This is a genomic window from Neorhizobium puerariae (genome assembly GCF_042429745.1).
Taxonomy (GTDB): domain Bacteria; phylum Pseudomonadota; class Alphaproteobacteria; order Rhizobiales; family Rhizobiaceae; genus Neorhizobium; species Neorhizobium puerariae.
Map to the genome: position 1 here is coordinate 62,109 of NZ_JBHMAA010000032.1, position 25,314 is coordinate 87,422.

The following is a 25,314-nucleotide window of genomic DNA, read 5'->3' on the forward strand; positions in this document are numbered from 1 at the left end:
TTCTCATTCCTCAATAGAGGCCGCCGGGCGAGGATGGATAACCATACATGCCTCCCCTCAAAGCATTATATTGAAGATAGTTTCCAACGCCGTTGGTCAGCGCGTTTGCCGCGCCCGTATACCCTGCGGCCGTCGCTGTGCCACCTGCAATCGTGTTTTGCCCGATCGACTGCGCTGTCTGTGTTCCATATGCGCCAGTCTGAGCGGCCGCGTTCTGACCTGACTGCACGAGTCCCATGAGCCGATTGTAGGCATTTGTCTGGTTGGTGACGGCGTTGTTGAACTGGTTCTGATAAGTTGAATCTGCCAGACCGGTCGCATAAGATGCAGCGCCCTTGAGCGCCGCCCCGGAATTGCCAAGTCCCCGCGCCGCCGCACTGTTTTGCGTCGACTTCAAGCCCTGCTGTAGGTTGAACTGATAACCCGGTGTTTTCTCAAGTGTTTCTTGATCCATCACGACGGGAGACGTTAACTCTGTCAGGCGGTTCTGGAGCGTCTTCAACGCCGACTGGCCGCCCTCGTTGTACGGCAGCAAATCCTCGCGGGTCTGCTGGTACATCGCCATCTGGGAGTCGGACGCTTTCTTCGTGGCCCCCGCCTGTTTCGATGCCCCAGCCATGGACGCTCCAGCGCCGACGACCGCACTCCCGATGATTGCTGTAGCCACCATGAGAATTATCCCTTATCCAGAAACTGCCAGAACATGACTTCAGTCTCCGCGAATCCACAGGACTCCAGCATCCGACGTGCGTGCACAGCATGGCGGGTTTTCATCCCGATCTGCATGAGCTGAACGCCGCGCCGCCGGCATTCGTTGATCCATGTCTTTCCGAGAAGAACGCCACCATCCGCGCCGCGTCTGTCAGGCTTGACGAAGAAGATATCGGCCGTCGCGGTCAGGCAGGATCGATAGTGCATGCCCGGTGCCACGAATGAGACGAGATAACCGATCAACTCGCCCTGATCCCGCAGCGTGACATAGAGCACCTGCCCTGCCGCTGCTCGGGCAAGATAGAGATCGAACTGCGGGTCAAGCGGGATGCCGACGATCTTGTGTTCGCTCAACTCGTCATAATGAGCTGGCAATAGACGCATGATCTCATCAAGCGTACCGTTATTGAGGTCTTCCGTCTGGGCTGTGAGCATCACGCGCACCGGATGTCGACGATGCACACAATGCGATCGTCGGTACTGTTGTTGACCACAGAGTGCTCCGTCTGGTTGTCGATCATCCAGACATCGCCCGACCGAAAGTTCACGGTTTCATCACCAATGTGAAACAGCGCGCCAGGCAGAGATTGAAGAGCGATCTGATAACGGTTGAACCACGTTGCCGGAGCGCCTTGGTCGACATGCGGCGTGATGGTCTTTCCGGGAGGAAGCCTGGTGATGATAACCCTTCCGAGCTGGACACCTTCCACAGTTCTCATCAAGTCAAAGATGATGGTCCGCAACTGTGGAAGGGCCGCCCAAGCAGGAAATGGAATGGTTTCCTTGTCGTCGACAACCCCTTCCATCACCTGATCGAGAGAATTGAAGAAAACGAGGATGTCGCTCACTTCGGCATGCGCCGTACCCGGATGCTGCGTCCGGATCGGGAACCTGTCCCAAAGCTCGGGTTGCCGTTGCAAAGCGTTCATCAGCGGCGTGACATTGATGCCGGCCGCGAGCTGCTGGAAATATTTCATGGGGCCTCACATGGGAATGAAAGAAATCGTTGGAGCCGCCGAATAGGTGATCGTCACCTCATCGCCATTGGCGACCGGGATCAGCGGCGTCCCACCTGGGATGACGACAGTTGCGCCGGCACGTTTGAATGAAACATCCGTCACAGTGCCCCCCATGATCGCCAGAGAGCCCGTCTGGGCCGCTTTGTAGGCAAATGGGCTGGCGGACACCGAAACGGACTCTACGGCTGCCGGAGGGGCAACGAGCGCGTTGAAGAACCGCTGCCATACCGTGGTGACGATGCCGCCGCCCCCGCTGATCGGCTGGACGGAAGACGGGACGACGATCTTGCTCATGTCTCGGCCGCCTCGGTCTCGATCCACGCGCTGTTCAAGCTCGTGCGAACCGGAGCGGACCAGGAGAGCTCAAAGACCCGGTCACGGGCCACGCCCAATCTCCGCCATTGTGGCGACACGAGATATTGTCCTGTCGCACCCATGGACTGCATCACAGGATTTCCGAATGTCGCGCCGCGGTCATTGCTCCACCGAAGCGAAATCATCGGCGGTTCGTCCGACATCATGCCCCCAGACTGGCCGACCTCGATATCTGCGATGAATGACTTGTATTCGATCCGGTTGCCGTTCCCAACCACGTGCGGGAATGTCCGGATGCGCGGGATCGGCTGATCTCCGTCCAGATAATAGTTCTGGTCGTAGACATAGAGCGCGCCGTTCTGGGAATCACCGACATAGCCCTTCCCATACGCGAAGGCAAAAGCGTTCGCTCGGTGGCGCATAATGACACCGTTGCTGTCGACAGATCCACGCTCATGCCATTGACCGGTTGAAAGCTCATAGACCCATGTCCGGTTCGCCGACGGGAAAGTCAGCACGTAGAAAGCATGGCCCTCGATCTGGTGGCAGTAGCCGATCGCATCGCTGATTGTCGTGTATTTCTGGATGTCCTGCTCGATCGCATGCGTAGAGATACGCACCACACCATAACCAGTTGTTTTGACAATGACTGCCGTCCCCTCCCGATCCTGGGTCAGCCAGAACAGGAATACGTCCTGCTTTGCGAGCGAATAGGCAGCGGCACAGCCGTGGTCGACAAAAGCTCCTTGAACGCGTCCGAAGGTGAAATCCGCAGATCCGGTATTGACCCAGATTTCCGATGTCAGTTCGCCAATCAGCCACAGTTCGCCATGGATGGCCGCCACCGTGACAATGTTGTCAGCCGACCCGGTCTTGCCAGCTATATCGAGGGGATCGAAGGCAGACCCGTGCACATTGTCGATGCGGTAGCTGAAGCCAGAGGCGACGGAGGAGACCATATAGCTAAAGCCAGAGCCAGTGCCACCGATACTGGCCGCCACCGCCGATAGAACGTTGGTCGCAGCGTAGCCGGTTCCCTTGGCCGTGATCGTCACGCTTGTAACGGCCCCTCCAGACACGACGACGGTCGCTTGTGCCCCTGTGCCTGCCACACCGGTCAACGGGACGTTGTGGTAGGTGCCGTCGGTATAGGCTGAGCCACCATTGGTGATCGAGCCCGCCGTGATACCGCCGGACCCAATGGCCGCAGAGGTGGAATTAAGGATGTCGCCATTCTCATAGCCACTGCCGGCATTGTTGATCGCCGCACTCGTAACGATACCGCCAGCAATGGTGAGGTTGACCGTTAGACCGGTACCCGCCCCATCCGTAAGGGGGACGTCAGTAAACGCCCCATCGGTATATCCAGCTCCCCCACCGATGATGGTTCCCGCATAAGCGGCACCAGGCGTGCCAGTGAGCATGGCGAAAGTGACGTTCGATAATGAGATGTAGAACTGCGGCGTGCCCGGCCGGTTGAAGATGAAATAGGTATCGAGATAGTCGACCTTATTCGCTCCATAAAAGGTGGGATCGCTGATCATGGCGAAATCCCGCGTCTCCATGTCGACCGCATAGCCAGTAGCTCCATCGACGAGAACGATGACAAGACCATTGTCTGCGAACGACAGTGGATTTGAGCCGGTAGGAACGGTCCCAAGGTCGTTCCATATATAGTCTTCAGCGACGAAATATACCGTCGTGTTGACGACGATATAAAGATCACCATTCGTGGCGCGATAAGCAGACCTGACCCGACCGACGACCGGCGCCTGCGATACCTTGCGAAGCCCTGGCGTCAGATAGTGTGTCACCGGAACCGGCGGCGATGATGCCTTCGGATTGTTCTCCGGGTATAGGTTCACGCAGCGCTGCGCGGCGGCGATCAGGCTGCGCGACTGGTACGCCCCGCCAAGTAGAGGAATGCGCGCCATTAACCGTTCCGATCGGAAAAGATGTTGTAGCGGCCGCCGACGTTGCGCGGCAGATCGGAGGGGAATTGCAGCAGCGGGATTTGCGTGTTGCTGTTCTTCACCGTGTTGGTGGCGATCTTCGCCAGGCCGTTCAGTTGTGGATCGAACGGCAGACGATACGACACACGAAGCCGTACAGCGAGGTTGAGCCGCAGCGCCTCCTCATACTCGGGGGGAAGCGAAACCGCGTCGTTGAGTGTCGCGAAGCTCTGGAGCGGCGATTTCAGCGACAGATGCACCTCGTAAACGCTGCTCGGCACCGGCCAGATGAAAACATGCCCCAAAGGCCAGCCGGAGTCGTAGAACAACACGCTCGGGAACGAGGGCATGCCTTTGAGCGCGATGTTGTTGTAATCCTCTCGCGAATTCAGGATCGTGAGGGGATAGTCGACGAGGTTCCCGGGTGCCCCGACGGTCTGACGAAAGAATGCGGCCTCGATCGAATCGACACGGGCGATATTGATATCGCCACCGGTGCCGAGCGAATAGGAAATTGCCCCCGTCGCCTGAAACGAGACGTCGACAAGGTGATAGACAAGCCAACGGCGGCGCGACCACTGAGCCATCATGGCGTTGAGGTTGGTGAGGGCGTCGTTCATGTCCTCGGCAAGAGGCGTCTGCCCCACGCCGATAACCCCGGCATCCTTCATCGCCAACGTGATCAGTGCGCGCGCCGTGGTCATTATTTGGTCTCAACAGCCTTGGGCTTGCGGCCCCGCTTTGCCTTGGGAGGCTCAACAGCCTTTGGCGCAACGGGCGGCATTGAGAGCGGGATTTTAGGCGCGGAATTGACGCCCCATGCCTCAAGGATTTGTTCTTCCTGCCCGGCGCTGGCTGCGATCTGGTATCGCTTGTCATCCTTGGGATGATAGATGGCCTTCGGATATTCCATCGGAGGTTCCTTCCACGAAAATGAAAGGGGCGGCCGAAGCCGCCCCAATCAGGATCAAATCTTGTCGGCCGTGGCGACGGTCCATTCCGGACGGATGTACTTATAGCCGTATATCACGTCGAGACGGGTCGCGAGCTGGTCCGTACCGATCACGTAGTCGGTGATCATGCGGATGGAGATGCCGTCGTATTCGCGACGCGCGGCCTCATGGACGCCCTTCGGAAGTACGAGGTCCGCAGTCGCCAGGGTGATAGCTTCCGGCGCGTAGGAGATGTTCTTGCGGTAGATTTCGCTCGGCTTATTGACGAGGCGAACCTGGGCCGCATTGGCAGGCGAGGAATCGACGGTCTGGTACTGCACCGCATTGCCATTTACCGGAGGGACGATCTCCGGATAGATGCTGATCGAGGTGCCACCCGACGCTACATCGGCCAGAACGACGAACTGGCGAAGCTTTCCGGTCGTCAGTTTTGTCACGCGGTTGACGGCATAGACGCCATCAATGGTGATGATGTCGCCCTTGTTCAGCGTTCCGGTGAGCGCCGAAACGGTGATCGTGCCACCGGTCTGGCCAGCACTCGACATCGCGCCGCCAGCGGAGAAAGAACCGGTGGTGTGCTTGATGACAGTCTGGTCCATGAAGAAATCGAAGCCGAGGGCGTTCTTGATCTTCCCGGTGCGGTACTGCTGCGAGATTTCCGGCGTCGGGTTGAAGAGGCCGGACAGGGTGTTGACCAGCTTGGCTTCCGTCCACGGATCGAGGACGCTTTTCCAACCGGGTGACGTCGGGGCCGAATTATCGGAGAGATACGCGCCGGCCGACAGAACCGTATCGGAGGTCGGGTTGATGATGTTGCCCGAACCGTCGACATTGGAGACGAAGTTGCAGACGCCGGTTTCGACGCCGGACATGATGTCCGCGGCAATGCCTCCGGCCAGGTTGTTCATCATCGGCATCAGGACGCGTTCGGAATAGTCGTCCAACTTCAGGGTGCGTTCTGCAGAGCTGAAGGCCACGTCGACACCCTTCTGGGTCTGAAGAGCCAGGGAGGTGTATTTTTCCGAGGTATCCTGCGCGGAGAGCGCCGTGCCGGTACGAACAACGAAGTCATTCGGCAGACGAATGCGCAGCGTGTCGCCGATCTTCGCGCCGTCGACCGCGAACTGGTTGTCATACTGAGTGTTGATGTTCTTGATGAACATGTTGCTGTTCTTGAAGAGCGAAACAGCGGCGCGGGTGATCATGTCGATCGTGAGGATCGTATTCGACATAGGATGGGCTCCTTTGAGCAAAAGGGGATCGATCGCAGCCTTTCACTGCGCGTGCTTGCGGAGCCCGGGACCGCGATAAAGGAGCTGGGCGGATGCCTGGATATCGGACCAGTTGCCGAAGGAGCCTTGAGGTGAACCGTTCAAGTCCGGTCAGTTTGCACGGCAAGGTTTGGTCTCCGGCGCTGTGCTGGCGAAGTCAGGTGCAATGAGATACACGGCAATCCAGCACCTGATTGAATTGCCGTAGGACTGGTTATCGACCACGGTTGGCCATATCCGCCAGAAACTTTTCAGCGAACTTATCCATCGGCACATCGGGATCGTCGAGCCGAGTTGAAGCCTGTGTTTTGCCGCCGATGGGCGCGACCGGAGCCGGGGCCTTCGAAATCGGCTTGGGTGTGGGTGCCGCCGGTTTGGTGACCTTTGCGGAGAGCTTGGACAAGGCCAGCGCCTGCTTGACGGGCGGCAGCCTGAGAATGCGTTCCGCCTCTTCCGGATCATCGGCGAGCGCCATGATAACCTTGTGGCCGTCTTCGACGATATCGGCATCGGTCAGGATGCTCATGAACTGGTGCTGCTGGCGGTCATCCATGAAGCCAGCGATGAGATTGCAGGATGCGTTGAAGTCGTCCGCACCGAAGTCCTTCACACCCGCATCAGCCCACGATCGTACACGGGCCTCATATTCGCGCTGCTGGACGATCTGTTGAGCGCGCTGATTGACGCGGCTTTCATCGTCCGGCCGATCGTTGCCCGACTGCTGTTCCGATCCTCCAGCGCGAAGGCGCTCATTCTCCTCGCGAATCCGTTCAAGCTCGCGTTCTGCTTCGCGCCGCTTGTTCGTCTCCTCGTGGATGCGCTTCATTTCCCAGGTCAGCTTTTTCTTGGGCTTCTGCTGTTCCTGGCTGTTTTCTTCGCCGGTTCCTTCGATTCCGGTTCCGCCCTCGCCTCCTTCGGCCGAGCCTTCGATTTCTTCGGTCTCGCTACCACGTTCGGCGTCAGAATGCTGTTCGTCATCGTTCTGCTCCGGTGCAGGAGAATTACCCGGATTGAGCGCAGTTTCGCCTTCCGGCAGGGGCTGCGTCCCCTCCAGTGCATTTGCCATGTGTCACCATGTCGTGAAGCCCTGTGTGCCGCACAGGTACGGTGCCACGGTTACCCGCCGTGTCGGGAATTTTCAGCGGCCATGCAATGTGGCCACTGCTCAGGATCATAGGCGAGGCGCTGAACGCCTTCCAAGCCTTCGTCCTTTGGGTCTGGATTGCGTTTCTGGGTTGCGAAAGCCCGAGTGATGTTGAGGCCCGCGAACATCAGGCGGCGTCGATCACTGCGGTCATCTGACCGGCGCTTGCAGCGAAGTCACGCGTCGTGCCGTCAACGATGAGCCAGGATGTGCCGGCAGTCGCAGTCGGATTGGACCCGAATGTTACCCAGACGTTCCCGCCCGATGCGGTGATCGTCCAGAAATATTGCCTCCCGTCGCTCGGAACCACTACGGTCGTAACTTGCTGAGAGGTGCCGCTTGAGGTCAGATCATCGGAGTCATACGCCGCAGCATCCGCAACCGGCATAACGGCATTGAGGCCGCTATTCGCATGGTTGCTGACAGCGGAGAGAGTGACGGCCACGGTTGCCATTTACTTCGCCTTTCCGCAAAGACCGCTCATCTTTTTCGCTTGTTCGGCGGCCATTTTCTGCACATCCCGCATGAGAGCCTTGTCCTGCTTCAGCTCGTCAGCGCGCATCAGTGTTCGCATCGCATCTTCCGTGCGCCAGCGCTTTTCATCGGCTCGCATGGTATCGATGGACGATGTGACTTGCGGCTTCGATTTTGACTTGTGCGATGTCATCGCAACCTCCTCGTGGAAAGGCTTGGCGTGCGTTCGGTACTGCGCTCGGAGAACTCCGTCAGCGCGTCATAGATGGCTTCCCGCTCGTAATCCGCTGTGCCAGGCATAGCGAGCAGTTGCGCAAGAAGGTCAACTGCGGTCTGAACGTGATCCTTCCACGCAACCTTTACAAAGGCATCCTGAGTGCCAGCATACTGACGGAAGCGCTCGGTGCGGTTCATGTCGTAGAAGGCGCCGGCGATTTCCTGAGCGGTTTTCTTGATGAGTTCCGGAACTTCTCCGGTGCGGATGTTCAGGAGCATCACATCATCCCTTGCGGCTGCATCATCGGCTGCGGTTCAGGCGGCTGCTCGAACCCGGCTTGCGGTTCTTCCGGCCCACCGCTCGAAAGCATCTGCTGGAGAAGCTGCATGAGAACAGGCTGTATCTGCTCCGGCGTAATCGTCGGTCCCGAATTGCCGATCGCAGATATGCGGCGCGTCGTGGCGTCGTATTCCTTGACGTTCAGATCGGCGTCCTTGTCGGTCAGCTTCTTGTTCAGTTCGACGATGGTGTCCTGCAGATGCTTAATCATCTGCGTCATCTGCTGGATTTCCGGCGGCGGACCCTCACCCGTGATGTTCTTCGGAATTATCCGTGACCAGCGCTCGGCAAGCTCGTCGGCCAGCGGGAAGTCGGCGGAGCGCCACATCAGGTCACCGGCTATTTCCATGAACTTGTCGTTCTGCGCCGCGATCTGCGTCATGGCGTTGAAGGCTTCCTGCCGGCGGGTCGCATAACCGGGGCCAACATCGCTCTCGACTTCGTAGCGCCCGACATTCGGATTGAAGATAGCAGCGACCGAATTCGCTTCCTTGGCTTCCTTCGGGCCAGCCTGCGGTGTCTGCTGATAAGCGTCTGTCGCCTTCGGATCGATCTGAATATCGTTCTCCGTCCCATCCTTGGCGAGGATGCGGATCACGCGTTCCGTGTCGTAAATCTTCGGGATCAAGTCGACGAGGATCACGCCGGTGAACCTGATACCAACCGATAGGCCGTCGATGAAATGGTAAGTCGCCGTATCGCCCTGGCGCTGGCGTTCGTTGATCGCCCTACCCGACGTGGCGTTTTCATTCTGCCCGAACTGCGACTGGTACTGACCAGAGGACATCATCATCTGGTTTTCGCATATCTGCATGCCCTGCATGTAGGCGGAAGCCATTTGCGGCGGCTGTTCTCGCTGCGGGCGAGGGATTTCCTTTCCATTATCGGAAAGCGCGTTATACGGCAGCACCGCAGCATTTGACGTATTCGCTTGCTGCCAATAGCTTTCGTAATTCTCGATGGCTTCAGCCGGGGCGACATATGGCGTCTTGGTCTGCAGAGCGACCTGTGCCGTGGCCTCCGACGCCCAATAATTATACATCCGCTGGGCATCCTTCATCGCACGAGTATGGCCCTTGCGATCGAGCTTTCCCTCGATGACCGTCTCTTCGCCGACGATACGGACAATCGGGATATATTTCCCTGGCCATGGTCGGCTATCGACGACGCGGTCCCCGGCGATCTTGTACCACATTATCTCGTCAGTGACGATGTCACGCGAGGTGACTGCGTCCTTCACGTCCTTGACGAGTTCATAGACGGCCTTCTGGTCATCCGTCATCTGGCTTTCGCGCACGATGATCTGTTGGCCAGCCTGCTCATAGCCTTCAGGGATGGAGAAGGCGAGAAGGCGATCCTTCTTGTCTTCCATCCGGTAATATTCGCAGATGCGGACCTTGTCCTTGCCGCCCCAGCAACCCTCAATCCCGAATGATGTGCTCGCCAAATATTCCGACTGGTCCGGATATTCCTTCTTGAACTGCTCCGCGTCGACGTCCTCGAACACAAAGCCGAAACGCGCGTCGGAACCGTCCAGTTCGGCAATATCTGGGTCGAGATAGACCGCCAAAGGGTTTTTCACTCGGCGGATGTAGATTTCCTGATCGAAGCTCTCGTCACTTACATAGTCGGTGACGATGCGCCAATAGCCGATGCCGCCCTGCACCTGAAACATCGAGGCCGTGTCATAGGCTTGCTCCGCGCTCGACTGGTATTCGATGTGCCTGACGACGCCTTCGAAGACCTGGGCCGCGTCGTAGCTCGCCCCGTCGCCCACCGGCTTGATGTTGACGCCCGGCTTGTTCTGCTTCGCATCGTTGGTGATGATGAGATTGTGCTGACGGGTCTTGTTGATTGTCAGGCACGGCTTGTCGTCGTTGACGCGGTTCGTGATGATCGCCGCATCCCACTGCCAGCCATTATCCGGGTCACCATTGGCGAATTTCAGATCCTCAACGAACTTGCGGCGGCTGTCGGATTCCCATTCCTCGCAACGGGTAAATCGTTCCTTGGCCTCCGTAACGATCTTCTCGTTTTCGGCTTGCCGGTCCTGCTTCGAGGCCATGTATTAACCCATCCAATTTTGTGTCTGGCGGCTGAGGTTCAGCTTTGGCCGTTCGCGCGGGAGCGTGACGTTTACGGCGGCGCGAGCTTCGAGAAGCCTGCCGAAAGCCCCGGATGACGCGTCCACTTGGTCTTTGATCGATGATCCCGGAAAAAGGCACAGCTCATCGATGTAATCTTCATTCCAAGAGCCGCGGACAATGTAGACATTCCCGCCTTCGCACTGAGATGCAAACGGTTCCGCTCGCGTAACCTTGTCGCCGGATTCTGGCTGTGCGGAAACGGTGAAGCCCGCGAGCTGCTTGATATAGTCCTGCGCCTGAACCTTTCCGGCTTGCCCAGGGTCTTGCGGCAGGCTGATGCGAACACCGGTTCCGTCAATCTCTGCAGTCATTTGGATGAGCTGCCGAACAGCATGACCTTCGCTTCTGGTCTTCGCTATATGACCAATGACGAATGAGCCGTCTGGCTGCTTCCCCATCTTCACGCCAGCTGTTCTGGCCGATGTATTCCTCGTGCTTGCCGCCAAGTCCCAATGACGCACCCAAACGGTGCCACGCTGAGCCTCATCGACAAAGCGGTCAGAAAACCATTCACGCTTGAACATGCCACCGTCACGCGGAGCGGGACGCTGTTGATATTGTCCGGCCCATGCATACGAGCCTTTGCTTTTCTTAAGCCGCTCGACCTCATCGCGAGGGAACCGCTCCGGGAATAGCAATTCGCCGTCCTGCGTACGCGGGTCCTCAAAGAAGAGATCGCCATTCACATATGTGCGGCACGGCCCACCTGTGCGCCTGCCGTTGGGGCTGACCCGCTCAACCTCGAACTCCATCGGGAGACTGAGGTGAACAAAGCCGATGTCAAGATCCAACGCAACACCAGCCACATCCTGGGTGTGCAGCCGCTGCATGATGATGACGATCGCCGATGTGGTGACATCGTTCAGGCGGTCGGAAATGCCCTCACGGAAGATACGGATCGTCGTCTGCCGCTCTGCATCACTTTCTGCAGTCTCCGTCGAATGCGGGTCATCGACCTTCACCCGGTCACCGCGGCCACCAGTCATCGAACTGAATGGGCGAGCCTCGCTGAACCCGTTCCCGGTATTTTCGAACTTGCCCTTCGCGTTCTGGTCATCTCTGAGCTTCAAAGGCCAGAGGAATTGAAACTTCTCGCTCTCGACAAGCCGCCGGAGTTTTAGATTGTCGCGCAACACATTCGGCTGGCTGTACGACGTCGCCAAGACCTGCATATCAGGCCGGCCGCAAGCGCCCCACTCCCACGCGGTCCAAAAGACCATCAGGAGCGATTTCATCATGCCAGGTGGAACCGTCATGAGGAGGAACTGGATGCGCCCCTCTGTGACCGCCTCAAGATGGCGACACATCGCCCGGAGAGCCCATCCGAACTTTAGTTCACGCTTCGGCTCAAGGACGCTCCAGAACTCCTTGATGAACCCTTCAAGGGTCGCACATCTCGCCCGGATCGCCTCAGCATCCTGGGCGACACGTTCGAGTTCAGCGGCTTTCTCTCTCCTCGCCTTCTCCAGTCGTATCAATCTCAGCATCGTCGCCGGCGGCACCGGCAAGTTTACCGAAGAGAGCTTCGAGGCGGTCGAGGTCATCTGCGCTCACATTCGACAGGTCTACTGTCTGGATTGGGCCGCCATTTGCGCCGGTGTGCTCATGGGATTGCGTCGGCTTCCCATAGGCGCGATCAAGGAGAGCATTTGCAGCGGCCACCCTGGCACTTTCGCTCTCGCCCTTCTTCGCAATATCGACCAAGGCCGTTAGAGCCACAGACGTGTGCGCACGCGCGAGATCGGACAGCGTGGCCTTATGTGCCCTCGTTGCCCTGGATCGCGCTCCTTGGGGTCGTCCGGCGCCTTCGCGCCTGCCCCCACGCTTTCCCGATGCCATTTGAATTCCGTTTGATTAGGCCGAGAGCACGCCGGCTGCGCGTAAGGCAGCAAGCAGCCCGTTGAAATCCGCCTGCGTCGGGCCCGCTTCCGCGAAGGCCGCATTAATGGCCTCGATCATCTGGTTCAGATCGCCGCCGGTTACAAGCCGGAATCCAGGCTGGATCGTGTAGATCAAAACGGGCATGGAAGATCCTTTCCAGATGATGGGAGGACGCGCACCACAGAGGATGCGCGCCCATTGCATGGCTCAGTAGAGCGCAGTGACGGGGCCGACGGCCTGGGTGTAGGTGGTCGGAGGGGTGATAGACGCGCCAGTCCCGAAAGTGCCGGTTGCGGAGCCTGTAGGGAGCGGGAACGTGGGGGCATTGTAGACTGCGAGGCGTGCCGTGGTGCCGTTGATCTGCACAGCGATATAGTAGCGCCCCTTCTGAGCCACATAGGCGGATGTGAAGGGAATACGCTGCCATGCGCCAGCCGTGCCGACGGTGACGCCAGCTGTTGCGGTGGTTGCAACGAGAACGCCAGCGGCGTCATGCAGTTCGAAGATGAAACTGTCAGTACCGCCCGTCGCGCCGATCAGTGCGGCGACGCCGGTGATGGTCGTCGGCGTGTCGATGTCGATCGCAATGTAGTAGCGCGTGCCGGAGACCGGCGTCTTGCTGAGCGTGTTACCATAATAGGCTACAGAGGCCGCAAGCTGAACTAGCGTCATAGCGATGGTCTGGGGAGAGGCCGCGCCAGCGGCGAGACCGGTATCGAGAACAAGCTTTTCCGCGCCGGTGATAATACCAATCTGCGGCACGCCAGAAGTGTAAAGACCAGACATGGTCAGCTCCTTTCAAGGTTTCAGGTGGAAATAGCCGCAGATGCGGAGTTGAAAATCTGCTCCGGGCAAGGTCAAACTCTCATGCTATCTTGTTCAGGACTGGCATGAGCGACCCTTCAAATTTCCGTGGCACAAAAATGATTTCTGCCTACAAGTAGCTTGTAGGCAGTCATGCTTACCTGTATTATTATACCAGAATACGTACAAGGATTCTGGATGGCGCCAAAAGACTTCACCCGCTGGCTTGCGGAAATGAAAGCAGCCGGCCTCTCTAAATCAGATGCCGAGTGCGGTCGCTTATTAGGTGTTTCTGCCAATGCGATTGTTGGCATGAAAAAGAACGGGACTGATAAGCGCACCGATTTAGCATGCAGGGCGCTGCTTCACCGAATGATCCCATACGGAGTTGGCGAATGACCGAGTATGTCTACTTCATCGGCCGTCATGGCTCAGAAGAAGGACCGATAAAAATAGGTGTTTCTGGAAATATCCAATCTAGGATCGACCAGCTTCAATCATTTTCTCCACTACGGCTTAGCTGCCTCGAATACATTGAGGCTCCAGACGGCATGGCTTATGAGATTGAAAGAACGCTCCACAAGCTCGCCCGCGATAAGCGAATAAAAAGAGAGTGATTTGATATAGAGGCAAAAGACATTATGCCTCTAGTCGAGAAGATGAGCTTAGTCCTTGGGCTGGGGTCATTCACTGTCGAAGACCACAAAGGGATACTCCCCTGAAACAATACGCGTTCATCAAGTTTTCATCGAAACGGCCCCTCACCGAGGAAGAAGAGGCCGAAATCCAGAAGATGATCGCATCCGATCCGGATAATCCGGAACTCACGGACGAACAAATCGCCAATATGAAGCCGTTTCGAGAGGTATTCCCCGATCTGGCAGCCAGCATCGACCGGGAAATCGCCAGGCGCGGCAGGCCGAAGGCAGAGCAGACAAAGCAGCCCGTCACTATCCGACTCGATCCCGACATCGTTGATCACTACAAAGCCACCGGTCGGGGCTGGCAGAGCAGGATGAATGATGATCTACGGAAGGCTGCCGGCCTGTAGCCCTCCTCGCCGGCGTTCACACGCCTATCTCGTCTCCGGTGGTCATGGGAACGGCGGAAACGAAAGTCAGCGAATAGACCGCGCCGATCTCGAATTGGTCGATGGCCGCCGGGTTCGTGATGGTCATGGAAAGCTCTCCAGACGGCGTCCACTTCGACCAATCACCATTGCCTTCCGGCAGGCCCTGCAGATAGGTGCCGAATGCGGCGGCCATCTTGACCTCGACATTCACCGCGTCGGGCTGACCGGTAGCGCGGTGATTGATTTCCTTCACGTAGAACATTGCCTGGACGCTCATGCGCCTTCTCCTTTGTTGTGCCCGGTTACCGCCGGGCGCGGATAATTTTGCCGCCACAGGAGCGTCACTGTTCCTGTCTTCCAAGCGCCGGTGCCATTATCCTGCGTATCCGGGGCGGGCTTCCTGAATCGAAAAACCCCGCCATTGCCGACGGGGCTGACGAGACGGCTTCCACGTCTCTCCGGGTATATTGCTCCCGGTGCTTTCAGGTGGTGTGACGTACGGACTTTACCGCCCCGATGCCGACCCCGTCTTAAGCCGTGCGACACCTCCAGCCTCATGGCTGGGCCACTCCAAAAAAAACCCGCCGCGGTGAGGCGACGGGCTGAACTTGTCGGACAATCAAAACACGATCAAATGCCCCAGAGGCAGGCTCCCGGCAGGATTTGAACCTGCACCTTCCGTCCCTCGTCGGGCTGCGGATGCTCTATCCGGTTGCCGCTACGGGAGCCTGCTTGCCCTCTGAGATTTGCCCTTTCGGGTCTTGAGAACGAACAAGCCTTGGCTTGCCGTTGAATGGGGTCGGGAGGACCGTTACCGGCATCTGCTGGCATAGCCAGCTCCGCATGACGTTCCGGCGCCCACCATGCCAGGGACACCTCCCGATTTGGGCGGGAAGGAATTGGGACTGAGGCCGAAGCCGATACCCATGTGTGCGGCGCGAATTATTCGCTGCCGTCCCTCTCTTCCCGATCTCTGCCTATGCGGCTTGTTTCCGCTTGCGGCGACGATTGGCCCTCTCCAGCCGCTTGATCAACGCGATCCTGTCGGGATGCTGCGGATCATTTACCGGCCGGTTTTCGTCGGGCAAATCGTGAAGTTGATATCTGACCAGAGGTGTTCTGATCTTATGCAAATCACTACCCGAATTCGGCATCATTGGCGACACCCTCGCCCAATCCGGCTCATGTAACGATTGAGCGTTTTTAATTATCTCGCTAGAAACATGATGGAATTCAGAAAGAAGCCTACGCTCTGCCGTCCTACGAATTCGGTTGGTTGTACGGCAGAAATCGCGGAATGAGCCGGCGATATGAGGCGCTGCCATGCACATAGACCACCTGCCAATCAGGGTTCGGCGCTCTTCATCTCTGACGAAATCCAGCATCCAACCGTACATCACTTCCTCCGCCCTGGATATGGCGATGGCGCTGGGCCTGTAGCGAAGACGGATCTCATTATATTCCATCGCGTGTTCGGGCCAAAACGCCTTGAGCACCGCGGGTCGGATGCCCTTGATATCGATATGCCGCATGGTGTCAGCGGCTTCGACAAAGCGAGCCTTTACGATGAACGATGCATCGGCGGCGGCGGCAGTTTCTTCCGACAGGTCATCAAACCGCAAGGCGACATTCTGGTTCATCGAGACGCTTCTCCAGTTCCTTGTAAATAAGCATGCGCAGAGACGCCCGGACGGGCCAGGGACGGCGAGCTACGGCCTCGCCACGCAATACACCGAGCGGGATTTCATCGAAGGCAGAGAGCACTTCTGAGGCACGGTCCAAAGCCCAATCCTGACGCTGTATGAGGATATCAGAAATGGCACCGATCGTCTCGCTCCACAGCTCATCGCGGTTGTTGTTGGTCTGCTTGATGCACCTGAGGACAAAGACGAGATGGCCGTCACCATACTGGTTGCGGATTTCATGCATTGTCCCTCGGGCATGGCTTTGGGCAGCCGCACGACGGCGATAGATCGGGACCAGCTTAATGCCGAGGCCGTCGAGGATCGCGTCGAGCTTCCCTTTGCTCATATACCCTCCCGCTTCGGCATGGCACGGCTGGCATGAGGCGCGCAATACGTCTTGCCGCCGGTCTCTGCGCTGCAGAATAGGAAGGGACCGCCTTGGTTCAGCGGCCAGTGGCATTCGCAGCGGCCAAGCTCGTGCAGCTCCTTCGCCACCACCAACCGCTCGGCATCGTATGACGTCGGTTCCGGCAACGCCTCGATGATCAGCGCATCCTCTTCGGCCTCGCGCTTGACGGCTTTCTTCTTGGCCGTGACGGTCATTCCGTCGCGCTTCGGGCGCTCGAAAAATCCGGTGTTTCGGTTGGGCTTGATGGCTGGGACGTTGTGCGGCTTATTGTTCCCCTTTGCGGCATTGCCCTTCTTCTTAAACAGTTTGGGCTTGCGATGTGCCAAGCCGACGATAGCGTTTCGCGACACTCCGAAAATAGGGGCGATCTGCGAAGCGGTCTTTCCGTCGTTCCATAGGTCTGCAGCTTTCAACGTCAATTCCTCTGTCCAGCGGAAGATGATGCCGGATGGCTCTTTCACATTGATATTCATGCCTTGCTCCTTTCCGGCCAGTTCCAGCGGATGCGCATCCGGCGGATGCTTTCTTTGTCCATGCCAAGCTGATCGCTGACTGCCCGGAGGGACATCCCGCTCGCGTAAAGCTCTCGGGCCCGGCGCTCATGGGGCTTCTCAGACCTCGGGGGCTTTGGCTTTGCCCTCACATCCCATTTGCACCGTCGCTTGATCGCCTTCACCGTGCTCAGGCAGACATTGAGTTCAATCGCTATGGCATCGAGCGTCTTGCCGTCGAGGTAGAGGGCTTTGGCCTGCCTATCCCTTTCGGCCATGAGAGCCATGTTCTCCCGTTTGCCGGGGAGATGGCCCAGGATGTACAGAATGGTCGTGTGCTCGCGATTGAAGAGCCGGCCGAGCGTGGTCAGGGAGAGCTTCGGGAACATCTCCTTGGTTTCCTTGACCAGCGGGTTCCGGATCGACACAAGCTCGTCGGTCTTTTCCCGGGAGATCAAGTGCTCATAGGTGATGCCGCGCTCGGCGCACTTCGCCTTGATGAAGTCCACCGGAGTCAGGATTTGACGTTCCAGCTTCACCGGCTCATTGGTGTTGGCCGGCCGCCGGACGGCTACCTTCCTCGCTGCAGCAGCGAACCGCGCCTGACGGGCCTTGTGGGCAGCGATAAGGCTGGCCTGGGTGGGGGTGATGGAAACGTGGGCGTTCATGCCTTGCCACTCCTTACGATCTCGCGCTCCAGTTCATCTCGCGTTGTCTTGAAGTCCCGGTGCAGGATCGCGAATCCTCCTTCGAGCGCCCATGCCTTGGTGTTTCGTTCGAAGTCATCAATCAGGATGTCCCCGCGCGAGTGCATGAACAGCGGCTTATTGCGGCCGCCCATGACGGGCAGGACGTGGCATGAGGTGGATAGATGCTCCCGCACCCACTCCCGCTTCTGGCGAGCGACATGGGGATAGTTCGACCGTGGGCAGGCGGAGAGGATGATCGGGTTCAGCCAGGATATCCGGTCGAAGAACTCTTTCGCACCGAGACACAGCGGCATGTCGCGGAAGTAGGACGGATGAGCGTTGATCGTCGCCCACATTTCATCGTCCAGCATATTCCGATGATCGACACCGAATAGCGCCGGGAAATGAGCGTCGAAGTCGGCCATCACGCCGTCAAGGTCCAGATAAACATTCGGTCGCTTGCTCATGCGCTCTCTCCCATCCGCTCGACCTCGACGACCTTGCCCTTGCGGAACAGCCGGTCTGCGGCCGACTTGGCGGCGAACACGATCTCCCCGTCCCGCTTCATTACCCGCTGCTCGACGGCATAGAGGACACGCCAAGCGGCCACCTCGGCAGCAAGTGCGGTGGTGAAATAAACAGGCCTGCCGTTTAGCCTCACAGGACGCCATGATGACGCCCATACAGGGCGGTACTCTCCCTCGTATCCGTTTACCGTCCAGTTGGACCGTGCGGCGGAATGGTTCATGCTGCATTTTCCTTCATGATCTGCTCCACCATTTCGATCCGGCGGCCGATCCAACGCACCGAGTTGGCCGAAAACCCGTTACCGAGCGTCTTGTAGATCGGTCCGTCGGGAGGTGGGCTCTTGCCGCGCCAGACCACCTCATCAAAGTAGTCGGCAGGAACTCCCTGTAGTCGGCAGCACTCTCGCGTTGTCAGCCGACGGACGGCCCAGCCATGGACCATGGCTGGCGTCTGACATGCGCCAAGAGTTGGAGCGATGCCGGATTCCTCGTCAAAGCCGAGAGACGTTTGTTTGCCGCCAGCTTGATGAGAGAACGCGATGGGTGGTGGATGGCCTTGAGCCGAAAGGGGATGGCAAGGATCACCAGACTGCGGATTGCTGCGATTAGCTACGCTTGTGATCTGGGTCGTATCATAAGGAATGAGCACATGCGGCTTATCCCCGCCGCCCTGGCTTGCTCGGAGAGCGTGAGCAACATCTTCGCCTATCTCTATTGTGCCACCATCTTCCCTGCCGCGGATGGCTATGGATACCGGAACAATCGGCGTTCCTCTCCCGGTGCCATCTTCTGAAGCGTCGAAGCCTTCGGCCCGAAGGCTATGCGCGACCAGGCCAGCGGCTTCCCGGAAGCCGCTGTGAGCATCGCCATTGCTTGTCATGGTATCGGCTACGTCCAGCGCCGCACGAGCGACAACGTCGTTGTCGCTATCGAGACGGTGACTATGCTGCGCCTGAGCGCGTAGCGGATTGGCGACTAAGAAGGTTTCACTGGAGAAATCCACTCGGCCAGCGGGACCGCCGTGAGCCGCCAGTCTGGCGGCTACCGCGACCGAACCGGAGCAGTTGTTGCCTCCATACGCGACGAAATTCTCCGTTTCATAGTCGAGCCGTTGAGCATAGCCCGCTGTGTCACAGCGGGCTACCGTGTCGACATGCGCAGCGGCAATGTCATTGCCGCTGGCTAGCTCGTCTGTTCCTGACTTTGCCCCAAATCCCTGAGTGAGACTGCCCGTAACGCTGAATCCAGTGCTGGAGGCAGAGATTTTCCCCGCTTCTCTGATCGGCGCAGGATTCCCAGACAGGCCTTCCCGCTCAAGTAATACCGCTGCGGCACGTCGCCAGTCTCCAAGATATCCGACAACGAACACACGCCGTCGTCTTTGAGGGATAGCCCGTCCAAAGCCGTCCACTCGGACATATTGAGTGTCAAGCACGCGCCATGCGAGGCCGTAGGCGCGCTCATAGCCTTGGACAATTCCCGCAGATTTCCATCCGCCTGGAGGGACTTCGATTCTCTGACCGGAGAGCAATCCCAAAAGGCTTGCAAAGCTTCGTCCTCGATCGTGCGAAAGGACGCCGAAGACGTTCTCCCAGACCAGCCATCTGGGCCGAAAGCGGCGAGCAATTGCAGCATAGGTGAGCGTGAGGCTACCACGCGGGTCATCCAGTCCTTCTCTGAGGCCCGCGACGGAATATGACTGGCAAGGGGTTCCTCCAATGAGAAGATCGATAGCTGCATCAGGCCATTCCTCGAAGGTTGTCATGTCGCCATAGTTCGGAGGTCCATTCGAATCCACGGGCAGAGACCGCACCGCCTTGATCGCCGCCCGACGGGCTTTCCTCTCATCATCGTCTATCCCTTCCGCCTCAGGCGAAGGCATAAAACGGGGCCGGCCGCTCGAATGATGGTGGTGGAGAACCGTGGACGCGAAAGGATCAATCTCTGCCAAGAACGCTGGCTGCCACCCAAGCGGCGCCCATGCGATAGCCGCGCATTCGATCCCTGATGAAACTGAGCCGTACCGCATCAGAACATCTCCTCTTGCGCCCTTCTGGGCTTCATGGATCGGTAGCGGGTGAACTCAGCCTCGAATTCCAGCGTCTCCTTCAGCGTGGGATCGCCGAACCGGCACTTGACGCTGCCGACTTCCGCAATGCCTTCGAGGTCGCCGACGAAGACGGAATTGATCTTCTTCCAGTCGGAGCCGGTGGCGGCGGTGGCCACGCGCTCGGCTTTGTATTTCTCCGCGCGGTAGAGGTAGAGAATCGCGTCGTAATCTGCTTTCGCCCCTTCCCCGCCATAGAGGTCTGCGGCGATCGGCCGGGGATTGTCGCGCCGGGTGCCGAAGCTGTTGCGCTGGTTGAGGATGAGGACCGAAGCCTGTGTCTCATCGGCGAGCGCCTTGAGCTCGACCGTCACCTCCCCCGAAATCCGGTCGGCGGAGAGCTTCGGATCACGCGGCTTCACCTTGCCGATGTGGTCGATGACGATAAACGCGGTCTTGCCGTTGGCGCGCTTCTTGATGAACCGACGGGCGTAGGTCACCAATCGGTCAACGCCCTCGCGCTGGCAGCGGATGATGTCGAAGGGCTGATCGTTGATCCACGTCGCGAACAGAACGCACTTGTCCCGCTCGTAGTCGGTCATGAGGCGGGATGGTTCGCGCTGCTGCCTGACGCTGATCTCGTGGACCTGGGCGATCATCTGCCGAACGCATTGCGCGGCGGACTGGTCATAGGAGAGGAAGAGGACCGGATGCCCTTCCTTCACCGCGTGGTAGATGAGCTGCATCGTGAGGCTGGACTTGCCCTCGCCCGATGAGGATAGCAAACCGTAGAGGTTCCCGGCCTCGAACACGGGCTCGGAAAGCACCTTGGCGATTTCCGGAAGGGCGATCGGAACACCGATCACGCCATCCCGACGGGCCGACGCCTCGAACATGGATAGATAGGAAGCTCCAGGCGATGCGATGGCCGTCGTTTCGCGGAACCGATTGCGCAATTCCTTGAGCCGGTGCTCCAGATGCTCGATTTCGTCTCCAAGCGTCAGGAGAGTGTGCCCCTCATCTCCGAGCGCCGCCATGAGATGGCCCTCGTGGGCGATACGGCGTCCCATGGCAGCGCTCTTGATGATCTGGAGCTTTGCCTCATAGCTGGCGCGGATATCTGGTCTGGTGCCGAGAACAAGCAACTTCCCGAGGTATTCCGCAGGGGTAAGCTCGACATGCACGTTTCGCCCTTGATCGTCCTTGACCTTGAAAAGTCTGGGAAGGCACGGCTTGAGCGACACGGCATCTACTATCTGGCCGCCGTGATAAAGCACCATGGCCTCGCGAAAAGCAGTCTGGTGGATATCAGTCCCGAAGTCCTCCGGCTCAAGGCCACAGTCGGCGAGAAGAGAGTTGTCGGAAAAGATGCACGCGAAGAAAACCTGCTCCGCTTCGAAGATATCGTCTTCGGTGATCCGGTCGAAATAGCTGCGGTCGGGATTGATGCTCATGGCTCACCACCAAAGTGTGCGGCGAACTGCTCTGGCGTGAAGTCGCGTGGATGGGAGATGACGTTCATGCTGCCCCGTCCATTGCGAAGAGATTGACGGTCTTGGCCTCGTCCAGTTCAGCAATATTCCGCACTGCCTGTCGGAAATAGCTTGGCTTGAGCTCGAACCCGATGCCTTTTCGACCCGCCGCTACGGCGCCATAAACCTCGCTTCCTATGCCAAGGAACGGCGTTAGGACCACATCGCCCGGATTACTCCATAATTCGATGCATCGCTCGATCACGTCGAGCTGCAGAGGGGAAATGTGCTGCTCGTCCTTCTCGTCTCGGCCGGCGCGATATTGAAGGGTGCGGGTCTGGTTGATGTCCATCCACACCGGGGAGGCGTATCGCTGCCAGACCAGAACTGATCGCCATTGGTCCATTGGCCACGGCCGCCAATTAGGATTTCCATCGGGAGGATTGGCGCAGTAGTGCCGATAGGCCTCATCACTGATGTCCAATCCCGTTCCGACATACCGATCGAACATACCATCAACAGGGTCTGGGTTGTCCCCCGGCTTGCGGAACATGAGCATGTAATCGGCGAGCCCCTGCCCGCTGATAGCGCTGTCCTTCGTGATCTGCTTGTGAAGCAGGCGGATGGATTTCGTCCGCTGCTGCGCGACTACAGGGTCTTTCCAGATGCAAACCTCGGAATGGAATATCCACCCGGCGTCCTCGTAGGCACGAACCACTTCGCCCCGGAAATCGCGCATGCCGATATGGCCGTGCCTGATCTTGCTGGTTGGCAGTTGCATGCAATGAACCGCGTGGATTCGGCCGGGCATGGTGACGCGCAAAAGCTCCTGTATGAGGAATTGGTAATGCGTCCAGAAGCCATCGGTGTCGTTGTTCGATATATCCCGATCGAAGTTGCTGAACTTATAGAGCCCTTCGAACGGAGGGGAGTGAATGCCGAAATGAATAGTGTCGCTCGGGATGCCACGGATGAGCTCGCAGCTATCGCCCTCGTAGATCGCATATCGGTCTGTCACCACCTGATTGACCGCCTTGATATTCATGCTGCTTCTCCCGTCAGCCATGCCGGTACGGACATTGGAATTTGAGGATCGTAATCGGGCCGGTCGCGGACCATGCCTCGGACTTCCTGGCTGGATAGGTCAGCCATGTGCATGATCATCGCTGCCGCCATGCGCTCTGCATCAGCCTCTTTGCGGCGAAGGTTGGCGACAACAGCACCTTCCATTTCGGAGGCGATGAAATGCACGTTGACCGGCTTGGTTTGCCCGAAACGCCAGAACCGACGGACGGCCTGATAAATTTGTTCGAAGCTGTCATTGAGCCCGACGAACCCCGTGTCGGCGCAGTGCTGCCAGTTCATCCCGAAACCGGCTATCGATGGCTTGGTGATCAAAACTCGGGTGCGCCCTTCGGAGAAGTCCACCATCTTCCGCTCTTTCACGTCGTCGGAATCGGAACCCGTAAGGTTGACGGAGCCGGGAATGGCCTTGGCAAGCCCCTCTGCTTCCGGGTTCATGTTGCACCACCAGACGAATGGACGGTGATGCGGCGTGATGGAGGCGGCGAGCGCGACACGCTCTCCCACGCTATCCCTGCGGGCTGCTATGCGCTCTTGAAGAGTGCGGGCCTCCATCGGGAACAGAAGGCCGGTTTCCATGCTCGGGGCATAGCCGACCTGAACTTGATGCGATGTGTACCGGAGCGGCGGAAGATCGTATCCACTGTTGTCATATCCGAGGTCCGAAGGCATCCGGAGCATGACCGCCCATGATGCCATCCACTTCCAGAACTCAGTCTCAGCATGCCCCTTCAACCGCCACTTCTGCGTATCCCCTCCGTCATGGGTGAAGAACGTGGCGAGCATGTCGGTATAGGACATGACGCCAAGGAATTCGGCGTGGTTGCCGAGCTCCATAAAGTCGTTCGGCGCTGGCGTTGCTGTGGCCGCCAACCGGAAAGGAACCTTAGCGCATTCCTCGATCAAGCGATTGCGGTATTTCCCGTCGGTGCTCTTGAGGATCGAGCTTTCATCGATGACGATCCCGCCGAACGCCGACAGGTCGAAGTGGTCGATCTTCTGGTAATTGGTGATGTTGATGCCTAGGCCACATTCGGCCTGGCAGGTGACGAGGCGAGCCGCGATGCCGAATTTCTTGGCTTCCCGGATATGTTGGGCTGCTACGGCACGCGGGGCGAAGATGAGAACAGGCTTGCCGGTAAAATCCGCCACATGCTCTGACCATGACAATTCCATCAAGGTCTTGCCGAGGCCCGTACCGGCGAAGATGGCCGATCTGCCGCGTCTGAGGCTCCACCGAACTATATCGCGTTGATGATCCTTGAGGACCGAATGCAAAGATACATCGGCCACGATGCCCGTCGCCGGGTCGATCATACGCTTGCGAGCGAGGAAATCGGCGTAAGCGTTCATGCCGCGCTCCTCTTCTGCTCATATGCCCCGGTACGCAGATCAACGAACCGCCGCTGCATCCATTCGATCTTGGGAACGTCGCACTTATGCCAGCAGGTGCAGATGCCGACGGCTTCGGCCGCGTCCCGCTGCTCGGCTTTGGTGCGGGGAAGCTGGATGCCCTCGCGCTCGCACATCTCGATAGCGAGGTCTTTCCAGTCCTGCTTTTCGGCGGGCTTCAAACCCTTGCCGAAATAGACCGGGCGCCAGGACACGGCGGCGACGGTGCCGAAGGGAATGCGCATCATCATGCAGATGGCGGTAATGGCGCCGGCAATACCAGTGAGCTGAAGGGCTGCCGGGTTGATGGTGGAAACCACCTGCTCTTCGCCGGTCAGGTCCGCCTTGCCCTTCTTCTTGAACTGGCGGACGCCGTGTTCCGGGCGTTCGATCGCAACGAAGTCGGGCTTATGGTCTTTGACGAGCCGGTAGAAGAGGTTGGCGGCAACCGGGTATTTCTCCTCCCACTGGTATTCCTTGACGGAGAAGGTGCCGCACTGGATGGAAGAGCGATGACGGGCACTGTCACGGACAGCCCAGCCGGAAGTAGTCGCAAGGTCGAGGCCCATAACGATCATCGGCCAGCCTCCAACAGAGGCGCCAGCTTGCGGTAATGCCGCTCGACGGTCATGTACGGCATCCGCATGATCGCCGCGCATTGGGCGATCTTCATCTTGCGGCGCATGAGGTCGAGGAGTTGGTCATCGTTCTCCTGCGACCAGCGGCGATGAGCCCCGAGCTGACGCTCGCGAATGCTGCGGTCCTTGATCAGCAAAGCTTCGGACGGATCGGCCTCGACGATCTTGTAGCCTTTCCCCCAGACCGTCTCGATGATCAGGCCGACCTCCGCCAGCGAGGGGCGGATATGGCAGATGATCACATCCATGATCTTCATGCCCGGGCCTTCGCCGTGCTCGTCCATGAACACGTTGTCGTAGATGCCCTCTTTCGTCGCCAGCAGCGGGAAGCAGTCGAGCAGATACTTAGCGAGCTTGAACTGCCGGCGGGTGAGCTTGATCGTCTTGTCCCCGTTGGTGATCAGGTTATTGACGGGATCGGTGAGGAACCTTGCGCCCTCGACGAACTGTAAGCAGCACGGGCAGATCATCGAATTGCGCTTGGCTGGTATTTCTTCGGCGGTTGTGGCCTGCAGCATGCGAAAGCGCTCCGAGTGGGGAAAGAAAGGCGCCGCATTCGCGCGGCAGGTGGGCGGCCTCTGT

Annotated in this window: 32 protein-coding genes and 1 tRNA gene; 3 read left to right on the forward strand and 30 right to left on the reverse strand. The window is 58.4% G+C overall.

The features are described from left to right. Positions 1-10: 10 nt before the first annotated feature. The 16 genes from ACFFP0_RS24535 to ACFFP0_RS24610 all read right to left on the reverse strand — a co-directional run bounded on the left by ACFFP0_RS24535 (position 11) and on the right by ACFFP0_RS24610 (position 13,095). A complete protein-coding gene (locus ACFFP0_RS24535; protein WP_377264845.1) occupies positions 11-670 on the reverse strand; it encodes a DNA transfer protein p32 in 660 nt (219 codons plus the stop codon). 5 nt (positions 671-675) lie between these two features. After that, positions 676-1,146: a hypothetical protein gene (locus ACFFP0_RS24540; protein ID WP_377264846.1), complete on the reverse strand. Its 471-nt coding sequence runs from the start codon at positions 1,144-1,146 to the stop codon at positions 676-678. Further along, the gene (locus ACFFP0_RS24545) at positions 1,146-1,688 is read right to left on the reverse strand and encodes an aspartyl/asparaginyl beta-hydroxylase domain-containing protein (RefSeq protein WP_377264847.1); all 543 of its coding nucleotides are present in this window, start codon (positions 1,686-1,688) and stop codon (positions 1,146-1,148) included. Before ACFFP0_RS24545 ends, ACFFP0_RS24540 begins: the two co-directional genes overlap by 1 nt. 6 nt (positions 1,689-1,694) lie before the next feature. Next, the gene (locus tag ACFFP0_RS24550) at positions 1,695-2,024 is read right to left on the reverse strand and encodes a hypothetical protein (protein ID WP_377264848.1); all 330 of its coding nucleotides are present in this window, start codon (positions 2,022-2,024) and stop codon (positions 1,695-1,697) included. Then, a complete protein-coding gene (locus tag ACFFP0_RS24555; RefSeq protein ID WP_377264849.1) occupies positions 2,021-3,979 on the reverse strand; it encodes a packaged DNA stabilization protein in 1,959 nt (652 codons plus the stop codon). Before ACFFP0_RS24555 ends, ACFFP0_RS24550 begins: the two co-directional genes overlap by 4 nt. Further along, a complete protein-coding gene (locus tag ACFFP0_RS24560) occupies positions 3,979-4,701 on the reverse strand; it encodes a hypothetical protein (RefSeq protein WP_377264850.1) in 723 nt (240 codons plus the stop codon). The genes ACFFP0_RS24555 and ACFFP0_RS24560 overlap by 1 nt, the downstream gene beginning before the upstream one ends. Next, positions 4,701-4,910 carry a hypothetical protein gene (locus tag ACFFP0_RS24565; protein ID WP_377264851.1) on the reverse strand — a complete coding sequence of 70 codons (210 nt, stop codon included), beginning with the start codon at positions 4,908-4,910 and terminating at the stop codon, positions 4,701-4,703. The genes ACFFP0_RS24560 and ACFFP0_RS24565 overlap by 1 nt, the downstream gene beginning before the upstream one ends. Before the next feature lie 54 nt (positions 4,911-4,964). Then, complete coding sequence (locus ACFFP0_RS24570; RefSeq protein WP_377264852.1) at positions 4,965-6,182, reverse strand: P22 phage major capsid protein family protein; 1,218 nt, start codon at positions 6,180-6,182, stop codon at positions 4,965-4,967. Positions 6,183-6,435: 253 nt separating this feature from the next. Then, positions 6,436-7,287, reverse strand: a complete 852-nt coding sequence (locus ACFFP0_RS24575; protein ID WP_377264853.1) for a hypothetical protein — start codon at positions 7,285-7,287, stop codon at positions 6,436-6,438. A 205-nt stretch (positions 7,288-7,492) separates the two neighbouring features. Further along, a complete protein-coding gene (locus ACFFP0_RS24580) occupies positions 7,493-7,819 on the reverse strand; it encodes a hypothetical protein (RefSeq protein ID WP_377264854.1) in 327 nt (108 codons plus the stop codon). Next, complete coding sequence (locus tag ACFFP0_RS24585) at positions 7,820-8,032, reverse strand: hypothetical protein (RefSeq protein ID WP_377264855.1); 213 nt, start codon at positions 8,030-8,032, stop codon at positions 7,820-7,822. Further along, a complete protein-coding gene (locus ACFFP0_RS24590) occupies positions 8,029-8,334 on the reverse strand; it encodes a hypothetical protein (RefSeq protein WP_377264856.1) in 306 nt (101 codons plus the stop codon). Before ACFFP0_RS24590 ends, ACFFP0_RS24585 begins: the two co-directional genes overlap by 4 nt. Beyond that, positions 8,334-10,460, reverse strand: coding sequence for a portal protein (locus ACFFP0_RS24595; protein WP_377264857.1), 2,127 nt, complete (start codon positions 10,458-10,460; stop codon positions 8,334-8,336). The genes ACFFP0_RS24590 and ACFFP0_RS24595 overlap by 1 nt, the downstream gene beginning before the upstream one ends. A 3-nt stretch (positions 10,461-10,463) precedes the next feature. Continuing rightward, the gene (gene terL / locus ACFFP0_RS24600; RefSeq protein WP_377264858.1) at positions 10,464-12,086 is read right to left on the reverse strand and encodes a phage terminase large subunit; all 1,623 of its coding nucleotides are present in this window, start codon (positions 12,084-12,086) and stop codon (positions 10,464-10,466) included. A 310-nt stretch (positions 12,087-12,396) separates the two neighbouring features. Next, positions 12,397-12,567 carry a hypothetical protein gene (locus ACFFP0_RS24605; protein ID WP_377264859.1) on the reverse strand — a complete coding sequence of 57 codons (171 nt, stop codon included), beginning with the start codon at positions 12,565-12,567 and terminating at the stop codon, positions 12,397-12,399. A 63-nt stretch (positions 12,568-12,630) separates the two neighbouring features. Then, positions 12,631-13,095 (reverse strand): hypothetical protein, encoded by a 465-nt coding sequence (locus tag ACFFP0_RS24610; protein WP_377264860.1) that lies wholly within the window; start codon positions 13,093-13,095, stop codon positions 12,631-12,633. Between the two features lie 330 nt (positions 13,096-13,425). Between ACFFP0_RS24610 and ACFFP0_RS24615 the strand changes: the two genes are divergently transcribed. The 3 genes from ACFFP0_RS24615 (at position 13,426) to ACFFP0_RS24625 (ending at position 14,278) form a co-directional block, all read left to right on the forward strand. Then, the gene (locus ACFFP0_RS24615) at positions 13,426-13,626 is read left to right on the forward strand and encodes a hypothetical protein (RefSeq protein ID WP_377264861.1); all 201 of its coding nucleotides are present in this window, start codon (positions 13,426-13,428) and stop codon (positions 13,624-13,626) included. Then, entirely contained in the window at positions 13,623-13,844 is a 222-nt protein-coding gene (locus tag ACFFP0_RS24620; protein ID WP_377264862.1) for a GIY-YIG nuclease family protein, read from the forward strand. The genes ACFFP0_RS24615 and ACFFP0_RS24620 overlap by 4 nt, the downstream gene beginning before the upstream one ends. A gap of 176 nt (positions 13,845-14,020) precedes the next feature. Then, positions 14,021-14,278 carry a BrnA antitoxin family protein gene (locus ACFFP0_RS24625; RefSeq protein WP_377264863.1) on the forward strand — a complete coding sequence of 86 codons (258 nt, stop codon included), beginning with the start codon at positions 14,021-14,023 and terminating at the stop codon, positions 14,276-14,278. A 16-nt stretch (positions 14,279-14,294) separates the two neighbouring features. Here ACFFP0_RS24625 and ACFFP0_RS24630 read toward each other — a convergent pair whose 3' ends face one another. From ACFFP0_RS24630 to ACFFP0_RS24695, 14 genes are all read right to left on the reverse strand, one after another. Beyond that, the gene (locus ACFFP0_RS24630) at positions 14,295-14,576 is read right to left on the reverse strand and encodes a hypothetical protein (RefSeq protein WP_377264864.1); all 282 of its coding nucleotides are present in this window, start codon (positions 14,574-14,576) and stop codon (positions 14,295-14,297) included. Positions 14,577-14,947: 371 nt separating this feature from the next. Next, positions 14,948-15,027, reverse strand: a tRNA-OTHER gene (locus ACFFP0_RS24635). Between the two features lie 249 nt (positions 15,028-15,276). Continuing rightward, complete coding sequence (locus ACFFP0_RS24640; RefSeq protein ID WP_377264865.1) at positions 15,277-15,939, reverse strand: hypothetical protein; 663 nt, start codon at positions 15,937-15,939, stop codon at positions 15,277-15,279. Next, on the reverse strand, positions 15,911-16,330 hold the full coding sequence (locus tag ACFFP0_RS24645; RefSeq protein WP_377264866.1) for a hypothetical protein: 420 nt from the start codon (positions 16,328-16,330) through the stop codon (positions 15,911-15,913). The genes ACFFP0_RS24640 and ACFFP0_RS24645 overlap by 29 nt, the downstream gene beginning before the upstream one ends. After that, positions 16,327-16,866: a GcrA family cell cycle regulator gene (locus ACFFP0_RS24650; protein WP_377264867.1), complete on the reverse strand. Its 540-nt coding sequence runs from the start codon at positions 16,864-16,866 to the stop codon at positions 16,327-16,329. Before ACFFP0_RS24650 ends, ACFFP0_RS24645 begins: the two co-directional genes overlap by 4 nt. Next, positions 16,863-17,552, reverse strand: coding sequence for a hypothetical protein (locus ACFFP0_RS24655; RefSeq protein ID WP_377264868.1), 690 nt, complete (start codon positions 17,550-17,552; stop codon positions 16,863-16,865). The genes ACFFP0_RS24650 and ACFFP0_RS24655 overlap by 4 nt, the downstream gene beginning before the upstream one ends. Beyond that, the gene (locus ACFFP0_RS24660; RefSeq protein ID WP_377264869.1) at positions 17,549-18,040 is read right to left on the reverse strand and encodes a 5' nucleotidase, NT5C type; all 492 of its coding nucleotides are present in this window, start codon (positions 18,038-18,040) and stop codon (positions 17,549-17,551) included. The genes ACFFP0_RS24655 and ACFFP0_RS24660 overlap by 4 nt, the downstream gene beginning before the upstream one ends. After that, a complete protein-coding gene (locus tag ACFFP0_RS24665) occupies positions 18,037-18,321 on the reverse strand; it encodes a hypothetical protein (RefSeq protein ID WP_377264870.1) in 285 nt (94 codons plus the stop codon). Before ACFFP0_RS24665 ends, ACFFP0_RS24660 begins: the two co-directional genes overlap by 4 nt. After that, positions 18,318-20,129 (reverse strand): DNA cytosine methyltransferase, encoded by a 1,812-nt coding sequence (locus ACFFP0_RS24670; RefSeq protein WP_377264871.1) that lies wholly within the window; start codon positions 20,127-20,129, stop codon positions 18,318-18,320. Before ACFFP0_RS24670 ends, ACFFP0_RS24665 begins: the two co-directional genes overlap by 4 nt. Beyond that, the gene (locus ACFFP0_RS24675) at positions 20,129-21,601 is read right to left on the reverse strand and encodes a DnaB-like helicase C-terminal domain-containing protein (RefSeq protein ID WP_377264872.1); all 1,473 of its coding nucleotides are present in this window, start codon (positions 21,599-21,601) and stop codon (positions 20,129-20,131) included. The genes ACFFP0_RS24670 and ACFFP0_RS24675 overlap by 1 nt, the downstream gene beginning before the upstream one ends. Positions 21,602-21,665: 64 nt before the next feature. Continuing rightward, positions 21,666-22,664: a DNA-methyltransferase gene (locus tag ACFFP0_RS24680; protein WP_377264873.1), complete on the reverse strand. Its 999-nt coding sequence runs from the start codon at positions 22,662-22,664 to the stop codon at positions 21,666-21,668. Then, a complete protein-coding gene (locus ACFFP0_RS24685; protein WP_377264874.1) occupies positions 22,661-24,055 on the reverse strand; it encodes a DEAD/DEAH box helicase family protein in 1,395 nt (464 codons plus the stop codon). Before ACFFP0_RS24685 ends, ACFFP0_RS24680 begins: the two co-directional genes overlap by 4 nt. Next, entirely contained in the window at positions 24,052-24,672 is a 621-nt protein-coding gene (locus ACFFP0_RS24690) for a hypothetical protein (protein ID WP_377264875.1), read from the reverse strand. The genes ACFFP0_RS24685 and ACFFP0_RS24690 overlap by 4 nt, the downstream gene beginning before the upstream one ends. After that, positions 24,669-25,250, reverse strand: a complete 582-nt coding sequence (locus tag ACFFP0_RS24695; protein ID WP_377264876.1) for a winged helix-turn-helix domain-containing protein — start codon at positions 25,248-25,250, stop codon at positions 24,669-24,671. Before ACFFP0_RS24695 ends, ACFFP0_RS24690 begins: the two co-directional genes overlap by 4 nt. Positions 25,251-25,314 lie beyond the last annotated feature (64 nt).